Source organism: Streptomyces sp. NPDC055025, from assembly GCF_053608565.1.
In genome coordinates this window covers 43043-63856 of record NZ_JBSGVS010000040.1, presented here as the reverse complement: position 1 = coordinate 63856, position 20814 = coordinate 43043, and the positions used below count along the sequence as shown (strand labels likewise).

Below are 20814 nucleotides of genomic sequence, written 5' to 3'. Positions count from 1 at the left end.
GCCGGTCATCAGATGGCCCCGAGCAGGCCGTTGCCCATGGAGTTCATCGCGGGGATGAGGGCCAGGGCGACCGCGCCGGCCGCGCCGGCGGACATGCCGAGGGTGAGTCCGACGACCGAGCCGAGGACGCCGGCCTTGCGGCTCGTCTCGGGCACCTTCTTCCACAGGGCAGCGGCGGCTACGAAGCACGCGATGACGAGGAGCGCGCCGCCGGGGGTGAGGGCGGGGATGCCGACGGTGGCGACGGCCGGGGCGGCGGAGCCGGTGGCGCTGGAGATCGCCGCGCCGCCGGCGGCGTTCGCGGCGCTCTGTGTCCATCCGGCGATGGTGCCGAAGAGGCCGCCCGCGCAGGACGCGGCGAGGATGCCGAGCATGATGCCGAAGCCCAGCGGGATGAGGCTCTTCCAGTCCTTCGACTTGGCGTTCTTCTGTGCCCGCCACCAGGGGACCAGGTACCAGGTCAGGATGGCGAGGCCCAGGGCGATCCCGCCCACGGTCAGACGGGTGTTCACGATTCGACTCCGGTGAGGACGTAGAGGACGGCGGAGAGCCAGGGGAGGGAGAGGACGGTTCCGAGGACGGAGGTGACGAGCAGGAGCCGGCCGATCCAGTCGTCGCGGCGCCGGTCGATGAATCCGCTGATCGCGATGGCGGCGACGGCGAGGGACCAGGCGCCGGACGTGTGCCCGGTGGTGGCCGCGTCGCGGAGTGCGGTTGCGGCGCCGGTGGCGGCGGAGTATCCGGAGGCAACCGGTGCCAGGGCCGCCAAGAGGGCGGTCACGGTGCGGACGGGGTGGCGGACGATGCGCCGGTCGGTTCGGGTCTCCGGGCTGACCACGATCACGGTGGGCTCGGGGGCGGTGTGCCAGCCGCCGACGGTGGGCGGGTAGTTGGGTGGCGGGGGGACGATGCGCGGGTCGTTCATGACCGGCTCCCGTCGAGGATGGTTCGGCGGAGTTCGGTGGCGTCACGGCGGGACAGGCCGTACTCGTCGCGGAGGCGGTCGATGGTCACCGGCTTGCCGGTGGCGGTGACCATCTCCCGGTTGAGCTTGCGGGCCTGTTTCCGCAGTTCGGCAGGGGTGATGGTGACCGGCACGGTGACCACCTGCCGGGCCTCCTGGACAGCCTTGGCGGTGGGCGTCTTGGCGGCGTTCTCGGCGGTCACCGAGGTGCCGATCCGTGACCAGTCGATGGCACGCCAGGTGTCCACGACGGCCGGGCGGATTACCGCCTGCTCGGGCGGCTGGACGAGGCGTTCGATGGTCACCTCGGTGGTCACGTCGTCCGGCACGAAGGGGACGACCGGGGCGGCCGGGGTGACCAGCTCGCGGCGGCAGACGACCGGCAGGAGCCGGGCGCCCGGCGGTACGGCCTCGGGTACGGCCGGGGCTGGGGTGGCGGTCACCTCGGGCACCGGGATCACTTCCGGCGCCTCCCGAAAGTGATCCGCCGGTTCCGACAGACCTTCTTCGGGAAGGTCTGTCGGCTCTTCGCCGAGTCGGTGGATGCGCCACAGGACGAGTGGGGCGATCGAGGACACCGCGACGATGAGCGGCCAGCCCACGGGCAGCACCCCGGCAGTGACGAGGTGGCTGGCCGCGTTCACGGCGACCAGCGCGAGCACCGCGGCCGTCACATCGCGCTTCACCCGCAGGGCCTTCACCACGTACAGGTCCAGGGCGACCGGCACGGCCGCGGCCACGTACTCGCCGAAGCCGCACGCGCGGGCCAGCTGGTACTCAGCGGACGCCAGCACGATCAGGACCGCGGCGAGCGAGCCGGTGAGGAGCAGGTCCTTCTTCACCGGTCACCTTCCGCGAGGAGCACGGTGAGCTGGCGGGCGAGGCCGCGCAGTTCCCCCGCGTAGTCGACGAGGACCGCGGCGAGGCCGTCCAGCTCCTCCGGGTTGAGGCCGATACCGAGGGCGCCCCCGATCTCGACGACGACGCGGAGAGCGCCGTTGGACTGAACGACGAGCGGGTTCTCTACGAGGGCCGCGTAGCCGAGATGGTGTCCGAGGTAGGTGGCTTCGTGGGCGGGCCCGGTGTGGTTGGTGTCGGACAGGAACTGTGGCGGGTCCCCGTCGTGGCCAACGCACCAGGCCGGTTCGGGAATGGTGACGTCGCCGCGGTCGAGGGTCTCGATCGTCACGGTGCGTGGGGCGTTCACCGGACACCTCCGGCGGCGCCGCGGAGCGCGGCCAGGACCTCGACCTGGGTACGGCCCGGCTCGTTCTCCCACGGCACGAGCAGCTGCTCACCGAGGTGGGTAACGAGGGCGTCCCACGCGCGCAGCGTCGTCTCCTCGGCGGCCGGGTCGACGCCCGGCGTGGTGAAGCCGGCCGCGCGGTCGATGGCGAAGATGACCGGAGTGCGGCGGGGGTCCCAGCCTTCGGCGGCGAGCGTGTCGGCGGCCTGGTGGAGGACGGCGGCGACCCGGGACGGGGTGACGGACAGCGTCAGCACGGCGGCGCCTCCCCGTCCCGGGGGTCTTTCCACGGGGTGTAGGTGACCGGGCTGGCCTCGGTCTCGGACCGGATGCGTGCCGCATCGTCGCCGAACCCGAGGTCGGGGTAGGCGAGGATCGCCAGCAGCTGGCTGCGCACCGAGTGGCTGCGGCGTTCCATCAGCCGGTGGTAGGCGCGCTCGTCGCGGGGGTCGATGCCCGGCAGCGGGATGGTGAGCGCGTCGGCGACGGCGGTGAGCAGGGGGATCACGGAGGCGGGGATGCCCTGCCCGTGCTTGGGCCCGGAAGTGTCGCTCACTGGTCGTCACCTCCGGCGGCCTTGCGGAGGATCAGGGCGTACTCGCCGCGTGTGATGGCGCGGTCGACGGCCGGGGCGGACTGGAGGACTTCGGACTCCAGCTCGTCGGCGGCATCGCTCATGTAGCCGTGCTTGTCGCTGACGGCGGTGAGGATCATCGCCATGCGACGGGCGTCATCGAAGGCGTGGGTGGGGCGGATGCTCGCGAGGCGGCCGGCGATGTTGAGCAGGATCTCGCGGGCCTCGGCGCTGGGCTGGATGTGGGTGTCGTTCACCGGGCACCGCCGGTGACGGTGATCGATCCGGTGACACCGGCCGGGGTGGCGCGCACCGTGGTGGTGCGTCCGTCGCGGCGGGTGATGGTGCCGACAGCGATCAGACGCCTGTCGGGCTGGGGCGGGGGCGCGGCAGTGCGCGCGGGCATGGAAAGATCCATGTCAGCCGACTCCTTGGTTTGGTCAAGGTGTACGCCCGGCTTGCCGGGCTTCGGTCAGGCCCTCGTTCGGTGTTGGTAGCACCGGCGGGGGCCGCATTCAGTTGTGGCGCCGGACCGTAGGCCCGGTGTCATGACACCTACCGTAGACCCTGGTGTCATGACACCGCAAGGGCTAACCTCAAGGTGTCATGACGAGAGTGGAGAGCCGATGCCGAACGTCGAGAAGACGCCCCGCCAGACCATCCGCGTAGAGAAGTCGCTCTGGCAGAAGGCCGGGGAGATGGTCGGCCCCCGGAATCGGGGCGCCGCCATCCGCGACTTCCTCCGCTGGCTCACGCATGAGACGGATGAGCTTCCGGCGCGGCCGGAGCGGCGCCCTCCGGAGACTCCTCAGCCGTAGCCGCCTTGGCGTCCTCGTCCATCCACGCCTTCACCCGGCCCATCGCCTCCCGCGTGCACGGCCACGACGTCTGGCACCACCGGCAGCGCACGTCCGGGTCGCCCGGGAAGTACCGCAGCAACGCGCCGCACGGCTTCCCGCCCTCCACCAGAGCAGGACACGGTCCGATCCGGACCGGCCTCTTCGCCGGATCCGGCGCGTCCACCACCGACATGGCAGCCCGCTCCAGCTCCTTGACGGACTGAGCCATGTCCCCGGCCGCCGGCCACTCCGTGGCGATCCACTCCATGCTCAGCACCAGCGCGCCGGCGGCGGCCGTGACGCGTTCGCCGATCCCGACGCACAGCACCGGCTCGGCCCATCCCCGGTCGGCGTGCAGGGTCGCACGCCAGCTCTCCAGCGTGCCGACGATGCCGCCGGGCCCGCGAAGGCTCAGCGGCTCCTCAGCGACTGGCAGGGGTGCCTCGGACGCGCGGGTGCGCCCGTACTGGGTGGTGGCCCGGCCGCCGGGCGGAAGGAACGCGGCCAGCGCGGACCACAGCTTCGGCATCCGGTCGAGACGGACGGCCGTCGCCCGGCGGCATCCGGCGCACAACTGGCCGGCCGTGGTGTCCCGCTCGCAGAGGAGGCAGAAGGTCATGGTGTCGCCTCCGGCGGGTCGAGGATGGCGCGGATGTCCTGGGCGACCCAGCGGCCCCAGGGGGAGTTGAGGGCGATGCGGTCGGCGAGCTTCCGTAGACGGTCGAGCTTGCCCTCCGCTGTCTCGGCGTGGCGTGCGAGCGCGATGTTCTTCTCGTTGAGGTCGCCGACGGTCTCCTCCTCCAGCCGGTCGAGATCGGCCTGCAACTGCTTGGCGGCCTCCACCGCCCGGTCCCGTTCGGCGGCGAGCTGCTCGATCGCGGGGACGAGGCGGGGCCAGCTCTCCCCGCCGTGCGCCTCGGTGATCCCGGCCGCCTCCAGCGCGTCACGGGCCTCTTCGAGCAGAGCCACCCGCTCATCACGGCCGCGGCGAAGGAGGCCCAGTTCGGCCTGGTCTCTCCCGGCGCGGCTAGCGAGGGCCACATGTGCTCGCCTCAGCGCTGCCAAGCTCCGGCGCATCCGCTCCAGTTCGGCACGGTCGACGGCCATCACGGCGTCGGCGTGGGCGTACCAGGCGTCGCGCGCGTGGTCCCACTCGGTGCCGGGCTGGTCGAATGCCTTGGACCCGGCGGCCTTCGCCAGCGCCTTCGCGTACCGGAGCCGCCGGTCACCGCCAGGGGTACACGCCAGCGTGTACCCCTTCTCGTCGTTGGTCATGGTCACCGCTCCCGCCCGGTGCGGCCGTGCCGGATCCGCTCGACGAGCTGGTCCAGATACCCGACGCCGAACACCAGGAAGATCCCGGCGTAGACCCCGAAGGTCCCTATCAGTGCCTCACGAACACTCATGATCCTTTTCCTTCTGTGGTGTGCTGGGGTCGGCCGCCCCCGATTCCCGCGGGGGCGGCCGTTGCGCTGTCAGGTCCAGTTCAGGTACTGGCCGGGCAGGTCGAATGCGCGGATGCCGTCGGGTCGCGTCCGGCCCGTCAGCGCGTAGTACAGGTCGTGGCTGGCTTCGCGCCGGTGTTCCTCGCAGGCCCCGACGAGGGCGATACGGCCGTCACGGGTCCTCGCAAAGCGGAGGCCGGTCGTGTCGTTGCCCTCGTTGGTGACCTCAGCGAGTGCGACGGTGACGAGGGCCGGGGTTCGAGAGCATCCGTCCGGCTCGGCGCACTGCGAGCTGCGGTAGTGGGCCGGGACGCGTTCGATGCGGGTCTGCACGATGGCGTACCCGTGGTCGCGGATGTCGTCGGTGACTGCGGTGAACGAGCCTGGGGTGAGAGTGCGTTCGGCCATGGCTGTGGTTCCCTTCCTTGGGATGCCGGGTGGGTGGAGGTCGGCCGCCCCGGTGACGGCGGAGCGGTCCGCTTGCCGCTCGGTCAGAACGGCGGCTCGTCCGAGTAGCTGCCGCCGGCGGCGCCTGTCGGAGCAGCGGCGCCCGCGGTCTTGGCCGCGCCCCACGGATCGGCAGCGGCCGACTGCGCCGGACGGGACTGCCCGCCCGCCGGGTTCTTCGTGACCTTCGCCGAGGCGCGCAGCAGGGACGGCCCGACCTCTTCGACGTCGAGCTCGTACACGGTGCGCTTCACCTGCTCGCGGTCCTCATACGACCGCTGCTTCAAGCGGCCCTGGACAATGACCCGCATGCCCTTCGTGAGGGACTCGGCGGCGTTCTCGGCGGCCTGCCGCCATACGGAGCAGGTGAGAAACAGGCCTTCGCCGTCCTTCCACTCGTTGGTCTGCTTGTCGAAGACGCGCGGGGTGGAGGCGACACGGAACTTGGCGACCGCGTGGCCGGCCGGGGTGAAGCGGAGTTCGGGGTCGTCGACCAGGTTGCCGACGATGGTGATGACGGTCTCGCCTGCCATGGCGGGCTCCTTCGGGATGAGACGGTCACCGTGACCGTCTGATGTGGTGTGCTGGCCGATCAGTGACGTTGCGGGTCGTTCTCGAAGCGAGCCGAGCGAGCGGCGGAGTAGGCCGCGAGGATCTCGGGGGCGTCGCCGCGGTAGCACTTGTCCCCGTTGCAGCACTGCGCGTCGAGGTCGGGGTACCTGGCCTTGTGGCAGCCGCAGAGTGTCCGAGCAGAGCGCGCGTCGAAGGCCAGGTCGTAGAAGCCGCACCAGCGACAGCGGGTCCACGCGTAGTGGTGATCGCCGTAGGTGTGGATCTCGAAGCCGTCCTCCTGCGGGTGGCCGTACTCCTCGATCGTGCTGGGATCCGGGATGCTGCCGACCGCCACGAACGCCCGCTGGTCCGTCAGGTCGTTGAAGCGGAAGAAGTTCAGCCATTCCCCTTCGTTGGGCTCGTCACGAACCACGTCGAACCACGCCTTCTGGCCGGGGAGCCAGAAGCTCGGCAGATAGTGGCCGAGGTGGAGTGTGTCCTCGGGCCGGGGGTCCCGGAACTGCTCGTCGGCCAGCCTCTGAAGCTCGGATTCCGGCAGCGGGATGAGGTCGAAGCCTTGCGGCTCGTACTCCCAGCGGATGCCCAGGGTGTCGAAGAAGACTGCCCAGCGGGCTTCGAGGCGTGTGCGGAACCGGCAGCTGGCGTAAGGGGTGTCGGCGAGCTGAATCGTCACGGGTTCTCCTTGTCGGGGTAGTTGAGACGGCGGAGGTTGTCCACGTTGTCCGTCTTCTTGGATGGCTGTGCCCGCGGGTGGTGCGGTCCGGCTGTCCGACCTGTCCGCTCCCTAAAGGAGGGGAGCGGGAGCGGACAGGTCGTCCGTACTGCCCCGTCCGCACCTGTCCGCAACCTGTCCGGGACAGGTCTGACCTGGTGTTTCTCTAGTACCTGTCCGCAATTTGCGGACAGGTGATTTGACCGAAATAGCTGTCCGCGTCCTTACGGCACTCCGGACAGGTTTGCGGACAGGTAATCTGCGGCGTTTGTCTGGTTCTTGCGGTGCCTTGCGACGTCGGTCAAGAGGCCGTTCTCCACCTTGATCCCGAGCCGGGTGCATTCGGCTCGGAGACGGTCCCGGCCGTACCCGGGCGGCACCCCGGCGGCGTCCAGGGCGGCTGCGACTTCCTCGACCCGGCCCTGATATCCGGTGCGCGCCTGGGGCTGTCCTGCCGGGTTCAACTGGACGAGAACGATGGACGAGACGGGCGTGCCGTCCTCCTTCGCCTCCCCGTCCAGGAGCACCTGGTGGAGGCCGAACACGACGTCGCCAAGCTCCTCGTCGTCCTTCTGCTTGCCGGTCTTCAGGGTGACTTGGCTGTCGAGGAGTCCCTTGCCCTTGCGCTCGACGCCGATCTCCGTCTGAAGGGCGCCCTTCACGGCGGTCGCGCCGCGCCCGCGGTCGCTGTCGTGACCGGTGTGGTGGACGAGCAGGACGCACGCGCCGGACGAGCCACGCAACTGCTCCATGCGGTCAACGACCTTGCCCATCTCCGTGTTCGAGTTCTCCTCGATGCCGACGGTGACCCGGGCCTGGGTGTCGACGATGATGAGGGACGGCCGCTTGCGGCGGCACAGCTCGATGAGCACCAGCCACTCGGGGTCCATCGCCTGTACGGGCCGGGGCAGGAACTTGACCCCGGTCATCCGGATCCCATGGTGCTGCTCCCAGGCGCGCACCCTCTTGCGGATGCCCTTGATGCCCTCGGCGACCAGATAGATGACTTCCCCTTGCCGGACACGCTGGCCGTGCCATGGTGTACCGGTGCCGACGCACGCGGCGAAGTCCAGGGTCATGAAGGACTTGAAGGTGCCGGACGCGCCATAGATCCGGGCGAGGGTGTCCTTGAAGAGGACGTCTTCGACGATCGGTTCGAGGGCGGGGATGTGGTCGAGGTCGTCGGTGTCGAGGAGCTCCTCGTCGAGGGCCCGCAGCCGAGCTTCGAAGTGCTCCTCCGAGGTCAGCCCCTCGCCCGTTTCCTTGGGCGGTGCGGCTTTCTCTCCGCGCTCCTTCGCCACGGGCGGAGTGGTACGGGCGGGGTCGGCGCGGGCCTCGGTATCCGGCGCGAGGAGTGCGGAGAAGTCCCGCCAGTCGTCTCTTTGGGAGACCGGCGGCCACGGGTGCCGGGGCTGCGCCATACCCGCGCGGAGCCCCGACTCGATGGTGGCGAGGGCTCTGCCTTCGGGGTGGTTGCCCGCTCGGGCGGCCGAGAGCAGCGTCTCTCGCGCCTCGCCCTCGCTGAGCGCCCCCGCTCCGACGAGGGTGCCCACGCTGAACGCGGCCCGGTTGATGGTGTCGTTCTGCATCCCGTCCAGAGCGCCGACGATCGCGTCGCACTCGTCCTGCACGGCCTTGTTCGTGTACGCGTCCTGATTGCCCACCGGGGCGGTGTACGTACCGGGCGGCATTGGTTCCCGCGGCGCCGGCGGGCGCAGCAGGCCGAGAAGCCAGGCAGGCGCCTCGACCGGGTCGGGGCCGCCACGCGGGGTGTACGGACCCTTGACCGATATCGACGGCGGGGCGACGACCTGCCCGCCGTCGGCACGGATGTCGAGGCCGGGCCCGAGCTTGCCCGAGCTGTTACGCGGGTTGAAGCCGGGCCAGGCGAAGAAGAAGTGCAGCCCGCCAGAGCCGGTCTCGTGGCGCCGGGTCTCGGGGAGCGGACCGTGTTCGGCTTCGAGCGCGGTGAGGCTGTCGAGGCCGCCGTTGTCCGGGTCGACGTCGAGGACGAAGATCCCGGACGCCTCGCCCGTAGCGACGCCGACGTTCGCGAGCGGGCGCTCGCCCCACCATGCGGCGATCTGGCCGGGGTCGGTGGTGGCGTTGTCCTGCCACGCCGCGTAGACGGGGTGTTTGCCGCCCTGCCGGTAGTCGTGCTTCGCGTCCTGCTTCGGGTTGCCGCAGGAGCACCGGCCGTCGACCACGTGGTGCAGGGGCAGGACCCGCCAACCCCGCTTGCCGTACCACTGCGCGAACTCGATCAGTGGCGGGAGTGCTACGGCCTGCTTCGTTTCGGTCACTGGTCCACCACCGGGAAGTGGTAGTCGCCGCCCTGAGTACCGACGCAGCGCAAGCGGCGCTTCCCGAACCGGGGTTCGCCGGTCCGGCCGGCGGGGTGGATGTGCTGGTGGTCGCAGTACGGGCAGTCGACGACGAGGAGCAGCAGGGGCCGCCGCTCGGGGTCGTTCATGTCCGGGCTGCTGGTGGTGACGAGCCGCGCGGAGGCCGGGGCGAGGTCGCGCGCGGGGGCGGCGGCCGGCCGGGCGGGCTCCGGCTCGTCGAAGAGGGTGTCGGCCGGGGCCGCGGTGGTTCTCACGAACGGTGGCTTTCTGTCGGGCCGGTAGGGGTGTTCGTGGTGCGTGCCGGGCCCGAACCTGGGGACGGTTCGGGCCCGGCGGCGCGCCCCCGCTACCCGGCCTTCTTCAGCCGCTGTACGGCCCGGTCGGCGTTCTCCCCGATCTCCGCCTTCAACCGCCGCTCCATGGCGCGGATGCTGGGGACGCTGGGCTGCTCATTGAGGAGCACGCGGATGCTCTCCATCGGCATGACCCACAGAGCGCGCGCCCTGACGAGCGCGAGATGCGCCTCGCCCTGCTCATCCACAGGTGTGGGTTGTGCTGTGGGTAGAGCGGCCGAGGGGACAGCCGGCCATTCGCCGGGCCGACGCTGTTCGGTCACGGCTGGCTCCCCGTGTCGAGCGCGCCGAGGGGGCCCGACATAGCCTGGCGCTGGGCCACTTCCACGGAGGGCAGCGGGCCGTCCTCGCGGATCACGTCGGCCATGCCGAGGGTGTCGGCGAGCCCGGAGTGGAGCATGCCGAGGCGGAGGATGTCCTTGGTGTTCGCCCAGAACTCCTTGGCCCACGGCGATTCGCCCGCGAAGATCCGCATGGCGAATGTGTGCTTGACCAGGTGCAGACCGCCGTTGTCGCCTGGCCAGGTGACGTACGCGATGTCGCCGTAGTCGTCGGCTGTGTCCCGGTCGAATTCGTGGCGCAGCGTCGGGTAGTCGACGCCCGTGGGGGTCATCAGGTCAGGGAGGTGAAGCCAGTGGCCCGTGCCGTCTGCTGCCTCGGCAACGACGGGGACCTCCCCGAATCCCCAGAGGTCAATGAAGTGCCCCAGCCCCAGTCGCGGCCAGGCACGGTGGTTCTCGCAGAAGTCCGCGAGCGCGTTGTGGATCAGCCGGGCAGCGGGAGCAAGCTGCTCGCCGACCGCGCGGTGCTCCTTGATCCAGGTATCGAAGTCGCTCACGCTGCTGCCTCCGTGCTGCTGGGCTGGTGGAAGATCGCCCGGATGGGGCGGGCCGGACGGCCGGGGGTGGGGACCCCGGCCGTCGCGGTGGTGGTCGTCTCGCTCACGCGCGGCCTCGCGCGGCGTTGAGTTCGGCGACGCGGTTACGGAGCGCCCGCAACTGCGGGAGGAAGTCCTCCAGGTCCTCAATGAGCTGATCCGTCTGCTCGACGTTCAGGTCGTCGTCGCCGCAGTACGACCACACGGAGATCCGGGTGACCCGGTCCGCCGGGTTCTCGTCGTCGGTGGTGTACAGCTCCGCGTTGAGGATCCGGCCTCCGGCTTCTCCGGCCCGGACCCCGTACGACTCGGCGTCGGGCTCCAGCGGGCCGACACCCTCCGCGAGGTCCGCGAGGAGCAGCACCTCGCCCATGTGGCGGATGACCTGCCGGGCGTGTTCCCGGGCCTGGTCCGGGGTGAGGCCCAGGTCGAGGAACCCGACCTCCGGTGCCTCGCCGTCCACGGCCATGAGGTGAGCGGGAAGGGAGTGCGTGCCGAAGGCGTCGCCGCCCGGGAGTTCGATGGCCGTGGACCAGCACATGTCATGGGCGCCGGTCTCCTTGCACCAGTCGTACTTGGTGCAAGTGGCGGGCGGAGAGGCGAGACCGTACTCCACGAGGCGGTCGGCGGTCAGCTTGGCGAACTCCGCCGGGCTCATCCGCGTGAGCAGACCGGGCAGTGCGGCCAGTACCCGGTCGGCGATCTCCTTGCCGAGGGTGACCGCGTCGGGTGCGGCGGTGTGGGTCATGAGCTCTGCTCCCCACGCTCCAGCTGCGCCACGAGCATGCGGGTGACTCGCAGCCGCTCGGCGGGGTCCTGCCCGGCGGGTACGACGAGGATGGTCCGGCCGTCGATGAAGTCGTACAGGTTGGCGAGGAACTTGCGCCGCAGGTTCTCGCCGAGGAGTGAGGCGTCCAGTTCCTGAACGGTGAAGCCGTGCTCGGCGACGAGCGCAGCGAACTCGTACCGGTCCGCGAGCATGTCGAACGCGTCGAGCCGGGCGCGCAGCTCGGCGGTCTTGGCGCGGAGCTGGGCGGGGGTGATCTCGCGGGTGTCGTGCTGGTTGTGGCTAGTGGAGGCGACGAGCATGGGCTGCCCGGTGTCGCTGTCGGTCATGATCTCGGCGTCGAGAACGAGGCTGACGGACTGGCCGGGGACCGGCTGTCGACTGTCAGCGGAGTCTGTCAAGATGGTCATGAGCGTGTTCCGATCTGCTTGCTAGGCGTTTCGCTTACGTGCTCGCTCGATGCCTCGGAGGTAGCCGCCTTCGGGGCATCGCTGTTTTCAGGCAGGTTGAGCCAGGTCAGGACATCGGTGGTCCTGACGTACTGCTTGCGCCCGAGACGGACGGTCTCAACGGGGAGCCGCTTCTGCGCGGCAAACAGATAGGTCGACGACTCGGACAGCAAGAGGACGCCGCCCCCGAAGTCGGGCCACAGAGGCATCAGCGGCGGCTGGTCGTACAGATCAGCGATGGTGAGCGTCTTGTGCCGGACCGCCGTGGTCATGCCGACTCTTCGATCTTCTTGTCGGAGAGCGCCGTCTCGAAGCGGTTCACTTCAGCCTGCGCGTACAGGACTCGCCGGCCGACCTTGATGCCCTTCGGGCCGTATCCGATGTGCCGCCAGTAGCGGATCGTGCTGGCCGCAGTGCGGTACCTCGCAGCGAGATCCGCCGTGGTCAGATAGCTGTTTTCGTTACTGATGAGCAGCCTGGACACCACTCAACCCCCTCACGGTGTTGCCGTTGGACACCACGAGTATGTACTCGATGGCGGTGTATCGCAACAACAACGACAGGGTGTAGCGTGTTAGGCATGAAAGGTGTTGGTTGCGTTGGGGAGTGAGGAATCCGTTCCGGCCGGCCGTGCCGCCGAGGACGCCTTCATCCGGCAGATGAAGACGAGGCGGGTAGTCCTAGGACTGTCGCAAGGCGAACTCGCAGATCGGGTAGCGATGCTCGGCGGTGGGATGTATCAGCAGACGATTGCCAAGCTTGAAGCAGGTCAGCGGTCCCTCAAGTTGTCAGAGGCGGACGTGCTTGCGCAGGCGTTGGGCACAACCGTGGGCGCAATGCTCCGTGCGGCCAACGCGGAGCCCGCCTATTACGACAGAAGCGATTCCCGGAATATCGCGACCCTAGAGCAAGAGGTGGAGTCAGTCCTCCAACAAATGGAGGAAGCGGCCGAGCGAACCGCGCAGGCATCGGATGCCCTTAACCAGGCAGAAGAGGTGGTCGCGGCTGCCACGCAAGAACTGAAGTTGGCCCAGATGCGACAGCAGGTACACGCAGCGGAAACAGCGGAGCTAAAGGGGCGGTATCAGAATCTGACGAGGCAGTTGGCTACTTGGCGCGCAATACACAAAGCACAGGACTCCGAGGGGGGAGATCCATGAAAGGTTCCACATACCGCCGCTGTTACTGCCGCAGTGACGACGGCAAGGCACTGGGCAAGTCCTGCCCGCAGCTCACCAGCCGCAGACACGGCGTGTACGCGGTACGGCAGGAGCTGCCCGCGCGCGCCGACGGCGGCCGACGCAGCTTCAGCCGCTCCGGATACGAGACCGCGAAGAAGGCCCAGGAAGACCTCGACAAGGTCCGCGCGCTCCTCGGCCTGCCCGACAAGGACGACGCCGACGGGCAGGCCCGGATCGGCGACCTGCTGGAGACCGTCAGCAAGGACAAGAAGGCGCCCCTCCCCGAGCTGGAGGAAGTCCGCCTCCGCTACTCGACCGGCCAGCCCCTCACCTCCCGCACCACCGTGGGCGAGTGGCTCGACGAGTGGATGGGAGGCAAGCGCGGCCGGCCGACCGCGATCGACCGCGACGAGATCAACGTCCGCGTCCACCTCAAGCCGCGCATCGGTCACCACCGGCTCGACCGCCTACGGGTCTCGCACCTCTCGGAGATGTTCCAGGCGATCGCGGACGCCAACGAGGAGATCTCCGAGGCCAACGTCCAGCGCCGCCAGGCCGTCGAGGAGCTGAAAGCGATCCGCGGCAAGGAGGCCAGGCAGGCGGCGAAGGAGGCCATCGCGGCGATGCCGCCGTTCCGGCATACGGTCGGCGCCTCGACCCGCGAGCGGATCCGCGCCACTCTCCGCGGGGCGCTGAACGACGCGATCGCGCAGCAGCGCTTCGGGATCACCGTCAACCCGGCCGCCCTCGTCGAGCTGGACAAGGGGAAGAAGCCGAAGGGTGTCCTCTGGTCCGCGGAGCACGTCGCGCGCTGGGAGGAGACCGGGGAGAAGCCGTCCCCGGTGATGGTGTGGACGCCGATACAGATCGGCCGCTTCCTTGAGCAGGCCGCCGAGGACCGGCTGTACGGCCTCTTCCACCTGGTCGCGTTCCGGGGCCTGCGCCGCAGCGAGGCGTGCGGCGTGCGGTGGACCGACGTGGACCTGGACGCCGGTCTGCTGACCGTGGCGAAGCCGCTCATCCAGAACGGCTCGGACGTCTACGAAGAGGACCCGAAGACCGATGCGGGCGCGCGCACCATCTCGCTGGACAGCGTGACCGTGGAGGTTCTGCGGGAGCGGCGGGCGCGCGAAGCCGTGGAGCGGAAGCACGCCGGCGCCGGGTGGGTGAACACGGGCCGGGTGTTCACGGAGGAGGACGGCAGTTGGTTGCGGCCGTCGAACGTGACGGACCGGTTCAAGGAGCTGTACGCGGAGGTCGGTCTGCCGCCGGTGCGCCTGCACGATCTACGGCATGCTGCGGCTACGCTGATGCACGCGGGTGGTGGTGATCTTCACTACATCAAGTCGACGCTTGGGCACGCGGGGATCGCGGTTACGTCGGACATCTACATGAACCTGCTGCCGCAGGTCGACAGGGAAGTGGCGGAAGCGGCAGCGAAGTTGGTCCCGATGCAGCGTCCGAAGAAGATCGACAGCACACCCGCTCACGCGGCGCTCACGCAGGAGGGCCTGGAAGACGATTCCGGGGAGTCCGAGCGGGCGCGCGATAAGGTTCCGTCAGCAGGTCAGGGCCCGTCCGAGGGCGGATGACCGAGTGCGCTCCGACTCTCACGGCTTCTGCATAGTAGGTGCAGCAGGTCACGGGCGGGGAGGGCGCCTGGGCGGCCAGGATGGGACGCGGAGGTACGTGGGTATGCTCGCCGCCATGCCGCCCACCTCGCCAACGCCCGCCAACCGGGACGAAGCTCCCTCGCGGGCTCCCCTGAGGGCTGCCCCGCGCAAACCCGCGCGGGCCTCCGTTCCGGATCCTGTGCGGGTCCCCGTACGGGAGGCCGGTGACGCCTGCCCGGGAGCGCTGCGGCTGCACGCGGCGGACGACGGACGGCTGGCCCGACTTCGCCTTCCCGGAGGGCTTCTGACGTACCGTCAGGTGGAGGTGCTGGCGGGCGCGGCCGAGCGCCTGGGCGACGGACATGTCGACATCACGTCCCGGGGCAATGTGCAGCTCCGGGGGCTGGGCGCGGACGCGAACTGCGGCGCCGAACTGGCGGACCTGCTGTACGAGGCCGGGCTGCTGCCCTCCGAACGGCATGAGCGGGTCCGGAACATCGTCGCCTCACCGCTGGCCGGTCTCGACGGATTCGGGGTCGAACCCGGACCTGGACCCGCTGTCGGGGCGAGGGTCGGGGTCGGGGAAGACGGCGCACTCGGGAGCGGGCTCAGGGGCGGACTCGGGGGCGGACCCAGGGGCGGACTCGGGGGCCGATCCCGTGTCGGGCGACCGCAGTTGTGGGCTCGGGAACTGGACGATCTCCTCTGCGCGAGCGAAGCGGCGACGGCGCTCTCCGGCCGCTTCCTGTTCGCGCTGGACGACGGTCGCGGAGATGTGGCGGCCCTCGGCGCGGATGTGACGTTGCTCGCACGGCGGGACGGCACGGCGGTCGTATATACCGGGGCGAACCGGTCGGGTCTGCGTGTAGACACCGCCGACGCCCCGAGGGCCGCCCTGCTGGCCGCGGAGACGTTTCTCACGGTGGCGGAGGCGGGCGGCTCGGGCGCCTGGCGGGTACGGGAATTGCCGCCCGGCCACGGGTTGGACGTGGCGGTCGCGTCGCGGCTGACGGAGGCGGGCATCGGCGCGGAGTACGTGGCGGATCGCGCGGCAGCCGCGACAGCGGACCGCGCAGCGGAAACCCACCCCGGGGACGGGGAGCCTCCGCTTCCGGGAGCGATCCACTCTCCTGACGGCACCGTGGCCCTGTCCGTCCACGCACCGCTGGGACGGTTGAGTGCGGCCCAGTGGCGACTGCTGGCATCGGCGCAGGGCTGTGCCCAGAGTGGTACGCGAGGCGGTGCGCGGGGCAGCGGGCGACACGGCGCCGATCCGGCCACCGCGCTGCGCGTCACGCCCTGGCGTGGCGTCATCGTGCCGGGGCTGGAGCCCGCCGCTGCCGACGACCTGCTGAAACGTCTCCGCATCGCCGGACTGATCACCGACCGCGACTCCCCCTGGTACGGAGTCGGCGCCTGCACCGGCCGACCCGGGTGCGCGAAGTCGCTCGCGGACGTACGCGCGGACGCGACCGAAGCGCTCCGGCGGCGCCCGGCGACCGGCCGCGACGCGCTACCGGTCTACTGGTCGGGCTGTGACCGCCGCTGCGGCCATCCCCAAGGGGCCCGGGTGGACGTGGTCGCGACAACCGGGGGCGGCTACCGCGTCTCCGTACCCGGGAGAGCCCCCACAGCGGCCGCAACGGCGGCGGTAACAGAGACAGCGACGGACGCGACGACGACCGCGACGACGACCCCGCCAGGACCGGAACTCGCCGACGCGGTGGCGACGGCACGCATAACCACAGTGACGAGATGAGCGAGACCACAGTGCCCAACGAGCCCACGGTGTTCGACTACGAGAAGGACGGCGCGGCGATCTACCGCCAGTCCTTCGCCACGATCCGCGCCGAGGCGGACCTCGCCGGGCTGCCCGCCGATGTCTCCCAGGTCGCGGTCCGGATGATCCACGCCTGCGGCATGGTCGACCTGGTGCGCGATCTGGCCTTCACCCCCGGCGTCGTGGCCCGCGCCCGTGAGGCCCTGCGCGCGGGCGCGCCGATCCTGTGCGATGTGGCGATGGTCGCCAGCGGAGTCACCCGTAAACGGCTGCCCGCCGCCAATGAGGTGATCTGCACCTTGTCCGACCCGTCCGTCCCCGCGCTCGCCGCCGAGCTGGGGACCACGCGCAGCGCCGCCGCCCTGGAGCTGTGGCGCGACCGGATGGAGGGCGCGGTGGTGGCCGTCGGGAACGCGCCGACCGCCCTCTTCCGGTTGCTGGAGATGATCGAGGCGGGCGCCCCCCGCCCGGCGGCCGTCATCGGCGTGCCGGTCGGTTTCATCGGCGCGGCCGAGTCCAAGGACGCGCTCACCGGGCATTCCGCCGGACTTGAGCACCTGGTCGTACGCGGGCGGCGCGGTGGCAGCGCCCTCGCGGCGGCGGCCATCAACGCGATCGCGAGCGAGGAAGAGTGAACGCGAACAGCACGGCGTCGTCCGGTACGGTCGCCACCGGCACCGGCACCGCCACCGCCCGTACCACCAGCACGGACACGGGCACGGGCACCGGAACCGGAACCGGCGCAAGCGCAGGATCCGCCGCCGCCCGTACCACCGGCACCGGCACCGGCACCGGCACCGGCACCGGCACCGGCCGGTTGTACGGGGTCGGCCTCGGCCCCGGCGATCCGTCCCTCATGACCGTACGCGCCGTCCAGGTCATCGCCGAGGCGGATGTGATCGCGTACCACAGCGCACGCCACGGCCGCTCCATAGCCCGTTCCATCGCCGCGGAACATCTGCGTCCGGACCATCTCGAAGAACCGCTCGTCTACCCGGTCACCACCGGCACCACCGACCACCCCGGCGGCTACCGGGGCGCGATGGAGGACTTCTACACCGAGTCGGCCGCGCGCCTCGCCGTACATCTCGACGCCGGCCGCACCGTCGCCGTCATCGCCGAGGGCGACCCGCTCTTCTACGGCTCGTACATGCATATGCACAAGCGGCTGGCCGACCGTTATCCGACGGAGGTCATCCCCGGTGTCACCTCGGTCAGCGCCGCCGCGGCCCGGCTCGGCACCCCGCTCGTCGAGGGCGAGGAGGTGCTGACGATCCTGCCGGGCACGCTGCCCGAGGAGGAGCTGACGGCCCGGCTGGCCTCGGCGGACTCGGCCGTGGTGATGAAGCTCGGCCGTACGTTCCCGGCCGTACGACGGGCCGTCGAGCGGGCCGGCCGGCTCGCGGACGCGCGGTACGTCGAACGCGCCACCATGAGCGGGGAGCGGACCGGCGCGCTGGCCGACACCGACCCGGACTCCGTCCCGTACTTCTCGGTGGCGGTGCTGCCGAGCCGGGTGGACGCCCGCCCCGCCTCCGCCTCTCCGGACACCGGCACCTCTGCGGAGACCGGTGACGTGGTCGTCGTCGGGACGGGCCCTGCGGGACCGCTGTGGCTGACGCCCGAGACCCGTGGCGCACTGGCCGCGGCCAACGATCTCGTCGGCTACACCACCTATCTGGACCGAGTTCCGGTCCGTCCGGGCCAGCGACGGCACGGTTCCGACAACAAGGTCGAGTCGGAGCGCGCCGAGTTCGCCCTCGATCTGGCGCGGCGCGGCCGGCGCGTGGCCGTGGTCTCCGGCGGGGATCCGGGGGTCTTCGCGATGGCCACCGCCGTGCTGGAGGTCGCGTCGGCCGACCCGTACAGGACCGTCCCCGTACGGGTGCTCCCGGGTGTGACCGCCGCCAACGCCGCCGCCGCGCGCGCGGGCGCCCCGCTCGGCCACGACTACGCCGTGCTCTCGCTCTCCGACCGGCTCAAGCCGTGGGAGGTCATCGCCGAACGGCTGCACGCGACAGCGGCGGCGGACCTGGTGCTGGCGCTCTACAACCCGGGCTCGCGCAGCCGCACATGGCAGGTCGGCAAGGCCCGTGAACTGCTGCTGGAGCACCGCGCCCCGGACACCCCCGTCGTCATCGGCCGCGATGTGGGCGGAGCGGAGGAGAGCGTACGGATCGTACGGCTCGCCGATCTCGATCCGGCGCAGGTCGACATGCGGACGATCCTGCTGGTGGGCTCCTCGCAGACGGTGACGGCACGGCGTGGCCCCGGCGGCGGCAACGGTGACGGCGGGGGCGGTGACGTCGGCAGTGACGTCGGCGGCGAGGAGATCGTCTGGACGCCGCGCCGCTACCCGGACGCGCGCCCGGCCGACGAACCAGGCACGCCCGGCGCATCGGACGCACCCGGCGCACCCGACGCACCCGACGCACCCGACGCACCCGACGCAGGTGACGCAGGTGACGCACCTGAGCCGAGCGTCTCAGTACCGGACCCGCGTCCGGAGAGCTGACGCAGCCACGCGACCGCCTCCGCCACGGTGTCCACCACGGCCACGCCCTCGGGCGGCGGCGGTCGGCGCACGACGACGACGGGCAGTCCGGCCTCGCGGGCGGCGGTGAGTTTGGGCGCGGTGGCCGCGCCGCCGCTGTCCTTGGTCACGAGGGTGTCGACGCGGTGGTGGCGCAGCAGTTCACGCTCCCCGTCGAGCGTGAAGGGACCACGGTCGAGAACCGTCTCCATACGGGCGGGGTAGGGCGGTTCGGGGGCGTCCACGGACCGTACGAGGAACCACAGCTCGTCGAGACGGGCGAAGGCGGCGAGCCCCATCCGTCCGGTGGTGAGGAAGACCCTGCGCCGCTGCCCGGGGAGCGCGGGCAGCGCCTCGGCGGCCTCCGCCAGCGAACCGACCGAATGCCAGTCGTCGCCCGCGACCGGCACCCACGAGGGACGGCGCACCGCCAGCAGGGGAACATGGGCGTCGGCGGCGGCGAGCGCCGCGTTCCGGCTGATCGTCGCGGCGAAGGGATGAGTGGCGTCGATGAGAGCGTCCACGCGATGCTCGCGCAGCCAGTGCGCCAGCCCTTCGGCGCCGCCGAATCCGCCGACGCGTATCTCCCCCGGAGGCGGTACGGGCCGGGTGACGCGCCCGGCGAGGGAGCTGGTGACCCGGAGCCCGGGACCATACGTGCGGCCGGGACCGTACGTACCGTCCTGGCTGTACGTACCGCCGTGGCCGTACAGACTCTCGGCGAGGCGGCGCGACTCGGTGGTCCCGCCCAGGATCAACACATGGAACGGTTCACTCATCGGCGGCAAGTCTTCCCTGGCTGAAGGGGACAACGGACACGGATACGACAAGGGGACCATATGACTGAGGGGACAGGAACGGCGGGCGGGCGCGGCGCCCAGCTCGAACGCACCGGGCTGCGCCACGGCTGGACGACGGGCGCGTGCGCGACGGCGGCGACGAAGGCCGCGTACACCGCCCTGCTGACGGCGGAGTTCCCCGACCCGGTGACGATCACCCTCCCGAAGGGCCGGACGCCGAGCTTCACACTGGCCGCCGAGGAACTGTTCGGGAAACCCGCCGCCGGGGAACTGTCCAGCGAACGGTCCGGCGCCTGGGCGATGGCCGGAGTGATCAAGGACGCGGGCGACGACCCGGACGTCACGCACGGCGCCCTGATCCGCTCGACGGTACGGCTGCTGCCACCGGGCGCGGGCGTCGTCTTCCGCGCGGGTCCGGGAGTGGGTACGGTCACGCGCCCCGGACTCCCTCTGGAGGTGGGCGAACCGGCGATCAACCCGGTCCCGCGTCAGCTGATGCGCGCGGAGGTGGCGGAGGTGGCGGAGCGCCACGGCGGTACGGGCGATGTGGAGATAACGGTCTCGGTCGACAACGGCGAGGAGATCGCCCGCTCCACCTGGAACCCGAGACTGGGCATTCTGGGCGGTCTGTCCATTCTCGGTACGACGGGCATCGTGGTCCCGTACTCCTGCTCGGCCTGGATCGACTCCATCCGCCGGGGCGTGGACGTGGCGCGCGCGGCGGGCCGTACCCATGTGGCGGGCTGCACGGGCTCGACCTCCGAGAAGACCGTCCGCACCGAATACGACCTGCCCGAGGACGCCCTGCTGGACATGGGCGACTTCGCCGGCGCGGTCCTGACCTATCTCCGCCGCCATCCCGTCCCCCGGCTCACCCTCTGCGGGGGCTTCGCCAAGCTCTCCAAACTGGCCGCGGGCCATCTGGACCTCCACTCGTCCCGCTCCCAGGTGGACAAGTCGTTCCTCGCGGCACTGGCCACGCGGGCGGGCGCGGACGCCACCTTGGCGGCGGAGGTGTCGGAGGCCAACACGGGCCTGGGGGCGCTCCAGTTGTGCCGGTCCCGGGGCATCCCGCTGGGCGACATGGTCGCCGCGGGGGCGCGCGGCGAGGCACTGAGGGTACTGCGCGGGGCGCCGGTGGTGGTCGATGTCATCTGCATCGACAGGGCGGGCACGGTGGTGGGCCGCAGCGACCCGCGGTAGCTGGATTTCCCGCAGGCGCCGGGCTTCCCGGCCCGGCCGTCTACGAGGGAGCCCGGCTGTTTACGAGGGAGCCCGGCCGTTCGCGAGATGCGG

At 70.9% G+C, this 20814-nt stretch carries 28 protein-coding genes and 1 pseudogene; 6 read left to right on the top strand and 23 right to left on the bottom strand.

Annotated elements, in window-relative coordinates; genetic code table 11:
* Positions 1-8: 8 nt before the first annotated feature.
* The 22 genes from ACWGDX_RS24100 to ACWGDX_RS23995 all read right to left on the bottom strand — a co-directional run bounded on the left by ACWGDX_RS24100 (position 9) and on the right by ACWGDX_RS23995 (position 12095).
* Entirely contained in the window at positions 9-512 is a 504-nt protein-coding gene (locus tag ACWGDX_RS24100) for a hypothetical protein (RefSeq protein WP_453628661.1), read from the bottom strand.
* Positions 509-925, bottom strand: coding sequence for a hypothetical protein (locus tag ACWGDX_RS24095; RefSeq protein ID WP_453628659.1), 417 nt, complete (start codon positions 923-925; stop codon positions 509-511). Before ACWGDX_RS24095 ends, ACWGDX_RS24100 begins: the two co-directional genes overlap by 4 nt.
* A complete protein-coding gene (locus ACWGDX_RS24090) occupies positions 922-1806 on the bottom strand; it encodes a DUF2637 domain-containing protein (RefSeq protein WP_453628658.1) in 885 nt (294 codons plus the stop codon). The genes ACWGDX_RS24095 and ACWGDX_RS24090 overlap by 4 nt, the downstream gene beginning before the upstream one ends.
* The gene (locus ACWGDX_RS24085; protein ID WP_453628657.1) at positions 1803-2171 is read right to left on the bottom strand and encodes a DUF6907 domain-containing protein; all 369 of its coding nucleotides are present in this window, start codon (positions 2169-2171) and stop codon (positions 1803-1805) included. The genes ACWGDX_RS24090 and ACWGDX_RS24085 overlap by 4 nt, the downstream gene beginning before the upstream one ends.
* Complete coding sequence (locus ACWGDX_RS24080; RefSeq protein WP_453628655.1) at positions 2168-2467, bottom strand: DUF6197 family protein; 300 nt, start codon at positions 2465-2467, stop codon at positions 2168-2170. The genes ACWGDX_RS24085 and ACWGDX_RS24080 overlap by 4 nt, the downstream gene beginning before the upstream one ends.
* Positions 2461-2766, bottom strand: a complete 306-nt coding sequence (locus ACWGDX_RS24075; RefSeq protein ID WP_453628653.1) for a hypothetical protein — start codon at positions 2764-2766, stop codon at positions 2461-2463. Before ACWGDX_RS24075 ends, ACWGDX_RS24080 begins: the two co-directional genes overlap by 7 nt.
* Positions 2763-3041 carry a hypothetical protein gene (locus ACWGDX_RS24070; protein WP_453628651.1) on the bottom strand — a complete coding sequence of 93 codons (279 nt, stop codon included), beginning with the start codon at positions 3039-3041 and terminating at the stop codon, positions 2763-2765. The genes ACWGDX_RS24075 and ACWGDX_RS24070 overlap by 4 nt, the downstream gene beginning before the upstream one ends.
* Entirely contained in the window at positions 3038-3202 is a 165-nt protein-coding gene (locus ACWGDX_RS24065) for a hypothetical protein (protein WP_453628649.1), read from the bottom strand. Before ACWGDX_RS24065 ends, ACWGDX_RS24070 begins: the two co-directional genes overlap by 4 nt.
* Positions 3203-3534: 332 nt before the next feature.
* On the bottom strand, positions 3535-4242 hold the full coding sequence (locus ACWGDX_RS24060) for a hypothetical protein (RefSeq protein WP_453628647.1): 708 nt from the start codon (positions 4240-4242) through the stop codon (positions 3535-3537).
* A complete protein-coding gene (locus ACWGDX_RS24055) occupies positions 4239-4898 on the bottom strand; it encodes a hypothetical protein (protein ID WP_453628645.1) in 660 nt (219 codons plus the stop codon). The genes ACWGDX_RS24060 and ACWGDX_RS24055 overlap by 4 nt, the downstream gene beginning before the upstream one ends.
* A gap of 2 nt (positions 4899-4900) precedes the next feature.
* Entirely contained in the window at positions 4901-5029 is a 129-nt protein-coding gene (locus ACWGDX_RS24050; protein WP_453628643.1) for a hypothetical protein, read from the bottom strand.
* Between the two features lie 69 nt (positions 5030-5098).
* Positions 5099-5476 (bottom strand): hypothetical protein, encoded by a 378-nt coding sequence (locus ACWGDX_RS24045; protein WP_453628641.1) that lies wholly within the window; start codon positions 5474-5476, stop codon positions 5099-5101.
* 83 nt (positions 5477-5559) lie between these two features.
* Entirely contained in the window at positions 5560-6048 is a 489-nt protein-coding gene (locus ACWGDX_RS24040) for a single-stranded DNA-binding protein (protein ID WP_453628639.1), read from the bottom strand.
* Between the two features lie 59 nt (positions 6049-6107).
* On the bottom strand, positions 6108-6761 hold the full coding sequence (locus ACWGDX_RS24035; protein WP_453628638.1) for a hypothetical protein: 654 nt from the start codon (positions 6759-6761) through the stop codon (positions 6108-6110).
* Positions 6762-7024: 263 nt separating this feature from the next.
* Positions 7025-9103 (bottom strand): bifunctional DNA primase/polymerase, encoded by a 2079-nt coding sequence (locus ACWGDX_RS24030; protein ID WP_453628636.1) that lies wholly within the window; start codon positions 9101-9103, stop codon positions 7025-7027.
* Positions 9100-9399 carry a hypothetical protein gene (locus tag ACWGDX_RS24025; protein ID WP_453628634.1) on the bottom strand — a complete coding sequence of 100 codons (300 nt, stop codon included), beginning with the start codon at positions 9397-9399 and terminating at the stop codon, positions 9100-9102. The genes ACWGDX_RS24030 and ACWGDX_RS24025 overlap by 4 nt, the downstream gene beginning before the upstream one ends.
* A 92-nt stretch (positions 9400-9491) precedes the next feature.
* A complete protein-coding gene (locus ACWGDX_RS24020) occupies positions 9492-9686 on the bottom strand; it encodes a hypothetical protein (RefSeq protein ID WP_453628632.1) in 195 nt (64 codons plus the stop codon).
* Positions 9687-9757: 71 nt separating this feature from the next.
* Positions 9758-10336, bottom strand: a complete 579-nt coding sequence (locus ACWGDX_RS24015; RefSeq protein ID WP_453628630.1) for a hypothetical protein — start codon at positions 10334-10336, stop codon at positions 9758-9760.
* Between the two features lie 103 nt (positions 10337-10439).
* Positions 10440-11123: a hypothetical protein gene (locus ACWGDX_RS24010; RefSeq protein WP_453628628.1), complete on the bottom strand. Its 684-nt coding sequence runs from the start codon at positions 11121-11123 to the stop codon at positions 10440-10442.
* Entirely contained in the window at positions 11120-11572 is a 453-nt protein-coding gene (locus ACWGDX_RS24005) for a hypothetical protein (RefSeq protein WP_453628626.1), read from the bottom strand. Before ACWGDX_RS24005 ends, ACWGDX_RS24010 begins: the two co-directional genes overlap by 4 nt.
* Positions 11569-11883 (bottom strand): helix-turn-helix domain-containing protein, encoded by a 315-nt coding sequence (locus ACWGDX_RS24000; protein ID WP_453628624.1) that lies wholly within the window; start codon positions 11881-11883, stop codon positions 11569-11571. Before ACWGDX_RS24000 ends, ACWGDX_RS24005 begins: the two co-directional genes overlap by 4 nt.
* Positions 11880-12095, bottom strand: a complete 216-nt coding sequence (locus tag ACWGDX_RS23995) for a helix-turn-helix transcriptional regulator (RefSeq protein ID WP_453628622.1) — start codon at positions 12093-12095, stop codon at positions 11880-11882. Before ACWGDX_RS23995 ends, ACWGDX_RS24000 begins: the two co-directional genes overlap by 4 nt.
* Positions 12096-12210: 115 nt before the next feature.
* Between ACWGDX_RS23995 and ACWGDX_RS23990 the strand changes: the two genes are divergently transcribed.
* The 5 genes from ACWGDX_RS23990 to ACWGDX_RS23970 all read left to right on the top strand — a co-directional run bounded on the left by ACWGDX_RS23990 (position 12211) and on the right by ACWGDX_RS23970 (position 18700).
* On the top strand, positions 12211-12771 hold the full coding sequence (locus ACWGDX_RS23990) for a helix-turn-helix domain-containing protein (protein WP_453628620.1): 561 nt from the start codon (positions 12211-12213) through the stop codon (positions 12769-12771).
* Positions 12768-14384 (top strand): site-specific integrase, encoded by a 1617-nt coding sequence (locus tag ACWGDX_RS23985; RefSeq protein WP_453628618.1) that lies wholly within the window; start codon positions 12768-12770, stop codon positions 14382-14384. The genes ACWGDX_RS23990 and ACWGDX_RS23985 overlap by 4 nt, the downstream gene beginning before the upstream one ends.
* 115 nt (positions 14385-14499) lie before the next feature.
* Positions 14500-16164 (top strand): cobalamin biosynthesis protein CobG, encoded by a 1665-nt coding sequence (locus tag ACWGDX_RS23980; protein ID WP_453628616.1) that lies wholly within the window; start codon positions 14500-14502, stop codon positions 16162-16164.
* Between the two features lie 29 nt (positions 16165-16193).
* Positions 16194-16820 (top strand): precorrin-8X methylmutase, encoded by a 627-nt coding sequence (locus tag ACWGDX_RS23975; RefSeq protein ID WP_453628737.1) that lies wholly within the window; start codon positions 16194-16196, stop codon positions 16818-16820.
* 182 nt (positions 16821-17002) lie between these two features.
* Positions 17003-18700 carry a precorrin-2 C(20)-methyltransferase gene (locus ACWGDX_RS23970; protein ID WP_453628735.1) on the top strand — a complete coding sequence of 566 codons (1698 nt, stop codon included), beginning with the start codon at positions 17003-17005 and terminating at the stop codon, positions 18698-18700.
* On the opposite strand, the pseudogene ACWGDX_RS23965 reads toward ACWGDX_RS23970, so the two are convergent.
* A pseudogene (locus ACWGDX_RS23965) lies at positions 18688-19497 on the bottom strand (cobalt-precorrin-6A reductase); the annotation flags it as partial. The gene ACWGDX_RS23970 and the pseudogene ACWGDX_RS23965 sit on opposite strands and share 13 nt — an antisense overlap.
* 60 nt (positions 19498-19557) lie before the next feature.
* Between ACWGDX_RS23965 and ACWGDX_RS23960 the strand changes: the two are divergent.
* Positions 19558-20721: a cobalt-precorrin-5B (C(1))-methyltransferase gene (locus ACWGDX_RS23960; protein WP_453628615.1), complete on the top strand. Its 1164-nt coding sequence runs from the start codon at positions 19558-19560 to the stop codon at positions 20719-20721.
* Positions 20722-20814 lie beyond the last annotated feature (93 nt).